At 54.7% G+C, this 5,370-nt stretch carries 5 protein-coding genes; 1 reads left to right on the forward strand and 4 read right to left on the reverse strand.

Going from position 1 to position 5,370, the window contains the following annotated elements; all coding sequences use genetic code 11:
* Positions 1–253 (forward strand): hypothetical protein (locus tag EV680_RS12065; protein WP_207894350.1); only part of this gene is annotated, 253 nt, incomplete at its 5' end.
* A gap of 119 nt (positions 254–372) precedes the next feature.
* On the opposite strand, the gene EV680_RS11780 is transcribed toward EV680_RS12065, so the two are convergent.
* From EV680_RS11780 to EV680_RS11795, 4 genes are all read right to left on the reverse strand, one after another.
* Positions 373–867: a hypothetical protein gene (locus EV680_RS11780; RefSeq protein WP_132954935.1), complete on the reverse strand. Its 495-nt coding sequence runs from the start codon at positions 865–867 to the stop codon at positions 373–375.
* Positions 868–1,348: 481 nt separating this feature from the next.
* Positions 1,349–2,116, reverse strand: a complete 768-nt coding sequence (locus EV680_RS11785) for a ParA family protein (RefSeq protein WP_132954936.1) — start codon at positions 2,114–2,116, stop codon at positions 1,349–1,351.
* A 13-nt stretch (positions 2,117–2,129) separates the two neighbouring features.
* A complete protein-coding gene (gene rsmG, locus EV680_RS11790; RefSeq protein ID WP_132954937.1) occupies positions 2,130–2,759 on the reverse strand; it encodes a 16S rRNA (guanine(527)-N(7))-methyltransferase RsmG in 630 nt (209 codons plus the stop codon).
* 297 nt (positions 2,760–3,056) lie between these two features.
* Positions 3,057–4,697: a glycosyltransferase family 39 protein gene (locus EV680_RS11795; RefSeq protein WP_132954938.1), complete on the reverse strand. Its 1,641-nt coding sequence runs from the start codon at positions 4,695–4,697 to the stop codon at positions 3,057–3,059.
* Positions 4,698–5,370: the final 673 nt, after the last annotated feature.

A 5,370-nucleotide genomic window follows, 5' to 3' on the forward strand; every position in this document is an offset into this window, starting at 1 on the left:
CTCGAATCCGACACTTGTTCGCAGAACAAGGCACGCACATCGCTTTGGCCGTTGGCCAAACGTCGGATTCAAGAATCCGACCTACGCGGATGATGTTGCCGAACTGCTTTTATTTTGTAAGGTTATTTTTTTAGAATTGGTATTAGCTTACTTTTTTGAATTGGTATTATTGAACAGCAAGCGTTATAAAAAAGTGATGATAAAGTATTTTATTTTAAAGGGGATTTATTATTTTCAGAACTTCGTAAGATAAGCAAAGCGCTGCTTTGCACTAGGCACCCGCCTGCGCGGGTGCGACAGATATCTGATTTTACAAAGGTTTCGGCCTGTTTGATATTGGAAAGGCTGCACGATTTGCCGCTTTGCGCCGGATTATGATGAAGTTTCTGCGCCCGATGCCTGCTTGTGCAGCCGATACCAACCGACAAGTCGCCACACACACAAAAGCGCCACCCACGGCTGGCACAACGCCACCAACAGATAGCGGATATTGTCGGCCGACACCGTGAGCCTGCCGCCGGCCAAATCCAGCAGCGCCCAGCCCCATTCCCATAGCGATGGCACCGCAAACGCCAGCACCGCCAGCAGCCCCAAAGTGCGCAACACGCCGATGGGTAGAATCTGCCGCTGCAACACCGTGCGGTTGAGCTGGAGCAACACCAGCAAGCCAAAGCCGATGATTAAAATCATGCCGCCGTTTGCCAGCACCTGCAAGCCGCTGAAGGCAATATCGGGCGACACGGGCAGGCCGTCTTTGGGCAGCGGCTCGCGGCTCAGATTAAAGCTCTGAATCACATTGAGCGCAAAGCCATACACCATATCGGCCAAAATCAGCCACACCGGCAGCGAAGTGAGCAATCGTTTCATCTTAACGGGTTTAACGCAAAAGCACATAGTGTAATCATTTAGCGCCGCTTTGAACAGCACAGGCATCACCCGCCGCCGGCGTAGGTACGATTAGCGCAGCGTAATCGTACGTATGAAACCCGCCACACACCCAAAACCAAACAGGCCGTCTGAACATCAAAATTTCAGCTGAGTAGGTACGATTAGCGCAGCGTAATCGTACGCATGAAACCCGCCACACACCCAAAACCAAAACAAACCGTCTGAACAGCCAAGTTTCAGACGGCCTGTACGGTTTTCAATCAACTTAAAGCCGATATCGTGCCTGATGTGCACAATGCATGCGTACGATTACGCCGCCTTTGGGCGGCGTGCGTACCTACGGCGCTGAGTAGGTACGATTAGCGCAGCGTAATCGTACGCATGAAACTCGCCCCACACCCAAAACCAAACAAACCGTCTGAACACCCAAGTTTCAGACGGCCTTTTCAGCAGCAATGGCTCAAGCCATGCGCGCCAACAATTCATCTGCCAGCGCCAGATAAGCCAGCGTGCCTTTGGCTTTGGCATCATAGGCCAGCGCGGGCAGGCCGTGGCTGGGCGCTTCGGCCAAGCGCACGTTGCGCGGGATGGTGGTGGTGAAAAGCTGGCGGCCGAAATGGCTTTGCAGCTGCTCGCTCACTTCTTGCGACAAGCGGCTTTGGCTGTTGTAGAGCGTGCGCACGATGCCGATGATGTCGAGCCGCGGGTTGATTGCCTGGCGGATTTTGCGCACCGTGGCCACCAAATCGGAAATGCCTTCCAGCGCATAATATTCGCACACCATCGGCACCAACACGCCCTCAGCCGCCACCAAGCCGTTGAGCGTGAGCAGGGTGAGTGTGGGCGGGCAATCGAGCAGGATAAAATCATAATCGTCAAGCACATCGGCCAGCGCGTTTTTCAGGCGCATTTCGCGGGCAATTTCCTGCACCAGCTCGATTTCCGCGCCGGCCAGCGCCCGATTGGCGGCCAACACATCATATTGCCCCGCTTCGCTGCGGCTGATTGCTTCGCGCACATCGGCCTCGCCCAGCAGCACTTGATACACGCCGCTGTGGATGCTGCCTTTATTGATGCCGCTGCCGGTGGTGGCGTTGCCCTGCGGATCGAGATCGACAATCAACACCCGCTGCCCTTTGCTCGCCAACGAGGCGGCCAGGTTCACCACGGTGGTGGTTTTGCCCACGCCGCCTTTTTGATTGGCCACTGCTATGATTTTGGCGCTCATCTTTCAGCCTTTCTTATGCCTGCTTCGGGCGCATCAGCACCATGTGGCGCTCGGCATGCAGCATGGGCACATCGATTTTATCCACTTTGAGCACTTCGATGCCGGAGGGCACATGCTCGAGCTCTTCATAGGGATACACGCCTTTCATGGCCGCCCAATAGCCGTTTTCGTTGAGCAGATGCTTGGTGAGCGCAATAAAATCGCCCAATTCGGCAAATGCGCGACTGGTGACCACATCCACTTTTTTATCGTGCATGGCTTCCACGCGGCCGCTGGCCACGGTGACATTATTCAAGCCCAATTCAATCACGGCCTGCTGCAAAAACGTGGTTTTTTTGGTGTTGGAATCCAGAAGCGTAATCTGCAAATCGGGGCGGCAAATGGCGGTGGGAATGCCGGGCATGCCGCCGCCCGAGCCCACATCCATCAGCGTTTGGGCATTTTCGATATAAGGCAGCAGGGTGAGGCTGTCGAGCACATGGTGGCTGATCATGGTGGCTTCATCGCGCAGCGCGGTGAGGTTGTAAGTGCTGTTCCATTTTTTCAAAAGCGCCACGTATTCCAGCAGCAGCAATTGCTGGGCGGTGCTGAGGCTCAGCCCCAGCACTTGCAGGCCTTGTTGTAATTGTTGTTTATGATTCATTTTTTATCCTTGTACCCGCTCAAAAATAACCTTACTGCGTTGCCCTGCCTCGCCGGCTTACTTTTTTGGATGGGTAACCAAAGCAACTTAACGCGCGGGCTCGCCAGCTTATCTTTTTTTGGATGGGGTATGATTTTCGGGTTCGGGCATAATGTTAGCCGAAAACGCACGGTTATGGTGTGAATTGTTTGCAAGGCCGTCTGAAAGCGATTCATACAATATGCCTCAGAGGCTGTATGCCATTCATCTGCGCGTAAGATATTGTGCCAACCGTGTGCCTGATATTGTGAACAGACCCTAATCTGCCCGCCGCAACAGCGCAAAACCTTCTTCCTTATTGCGCGGCCGCGCGCCCTGCCACACAGCTTGCCAGCCTGCCGGTGCGGCACTTTCGCGCGGCATCTGCACCAGGCGGTAGGCGCAGCCGGCATCATCCGTTTTCAAATCAAGCGGGCTGTATTGCGCCCAAGCCAGGCGGGCGGTATGGGCCTGCGCGGCCACGCTGATGCAGGCGCTGCCGTTGCGCACCTCGGCGGGCAGCGCGGCATCCATTTGCGCCACCACCGGGCGGTAGCTTTTGGCCGCATCCAGCCACGGCAGAAACAGCGTCATCAACAGCGCCCACACCAGCGTCATGCCGGCGGCCCAATTGGTTACCGCCTGGCGGCCGCGGATATGTTTGCGGGTAATCGCCCACAGCCACACCGGCGTAAACGAGAGCGCCACCACCATGGGCATAATGCTGATGTCGGGCGTGTAATAAGGGCTGAAATAGGCGCTGCGCTCGGCGAGTTTGGCCGGCCAGCCATAGTTCATCGCAAAAAAGCCCAGCCACAAAAACACCGCCAGCAGGCCGAAAGTCATAATGCCGAACCAATTGATAAAAGCCGCCGCACCGCGCCGCAAGCCATCGAGCCGCGCCGCGCCAAGCAGAGCCAGCGGCGGCAGCAGCCACAGCAGATTATTTTGATAGCGGCTGGAGCTGGCCGCCAACAGCAAAAAAGCCACCGCCAGCCAAGAAAGCGCCAACACGCCCCAGCGCTCTTGATGAAGCTTGATGCGGCTGGCCGTCCACAAAGCCAGCGCCCACGCAGGAAAGGCAAACCAGAATAGATTTTTCAAATAATAAGGCAATGAAAAGGCCGTCTGAAAAGAAGCGCTGCCGCCGAAATCGCCAAAAAGATGATATTGCCACCACACAAAAAAAGCCGCCGCATCCGTGTGATACAGCGCAAACGGATACACACTCATCAAGGGCAGCGCCACAGCAAAAGCGCCGATCAGCGTGATGTAATAGCGCTTGATGCGCCATTGCCGGCTCAGCGGCAGGCTAAGCGCCATCAGCATAAAAGCCGCCGCCAGCAACCACCCGGCCGAGAGCGAAAGCAGCGCCCAGCCCGCGCCCAGCAGCAAAGCGGCCATAATCACGCGGGTTTGCACCAATGAAAAACCATACAAACACATGCCCAAAGCGGCAAACACCACCGACATGCCGCCGAGAAAATGCCCGCTCATCATCAAGCCGGCGCAGCCGATTAAAATCAACACCACGCTGCGCCCTTGATGGCGGCCTAAGAAACGATAGCCCGCCATGCCGCAGCCGGTGAGGCCGATGGCGGTAAACAACACCGTGGCAAAACGGCTGGCCGAATAAACATCGGCCGCCCAAGGCGACAAGGCCGTCTGAAAAAAAGCCGCCACCCACACATACACCGGCGACACGTCAAAATAAGGCTCGCCCAGCACCGCCGGCATCCAGGCATTGCCGCCGCGAATAAAATTTTCCACCGCCGCATACACCTGCGGCTCGGCCGGATTCCACAAATCATGCGAAAACACACCCGGCCACAGCCAGGCAAACACCAGCAACAGCAGCAACCAAGGATGTTCGCGGGCTTGGACGGGCGCACGGGATTCAGGCGGGGTATAGGTGAGCATGAGGGGCGATATGTTGATAAAGAGTATCAAGTTTAACAAATTCATGCGGCTTTCGGGCGGATTTTCAGACGGCCGCCGTTACATGCAAATGAATCAAAAAGCAAGCGCAGCCATGATTAGCTTTGTTAAAACAAAGCGTCATCGTGCGCCTGGCGCGCGCGCATGGCGCGCGCACATGACGAAAAGATGCCGTCTGAAACCTTTCAGACGGCATTATTTTATTTTTCGAATCAAGGTGAGATAAGGCAGCAAGCTTATTTTTGGATGGGTGCAATCTATAGTGAAATACAAAAAAAGTGATGCGGAACACCATTTTACAACGGCGTAGATTGGGTTGATAAACACAACGTTTCAGACGGCTTGTGGATTTGTTGGGTTTTCAACCCAACCTACCTGCCGTATCACTTTTATGCATTTCACTAATATACAGAAATCACCGGTTTAAGTTTTGACAAAGGCCGTCTGAAGCCGCTTTTTCAGACGGCATTAACATTTTATGCAAGCCGTGGGTTTTTATGCTTGCGATAATACCCATTCGAAAAAATAAGATAACAAGGCGGAAGCCTGCGACAGTACACCTAGGGTCTGTTCACAATTCATCTCGTGGCAATCTTTTGGCTCAAAAACGCGCCTGCCACGTTGAAAATGCTCGCAAGGTGTCCAACCTTGCTGC

The sequence above is a fragment of the Uruburuella suis genome, from assembly GCF_004341385.1.
Taxonomy (GTDB): Bacteria; Pseudomonadota; Gammaproteobacteria; order Burkholderiales; family Neisseriaceae; genus Neisseria; species Neisseria suis.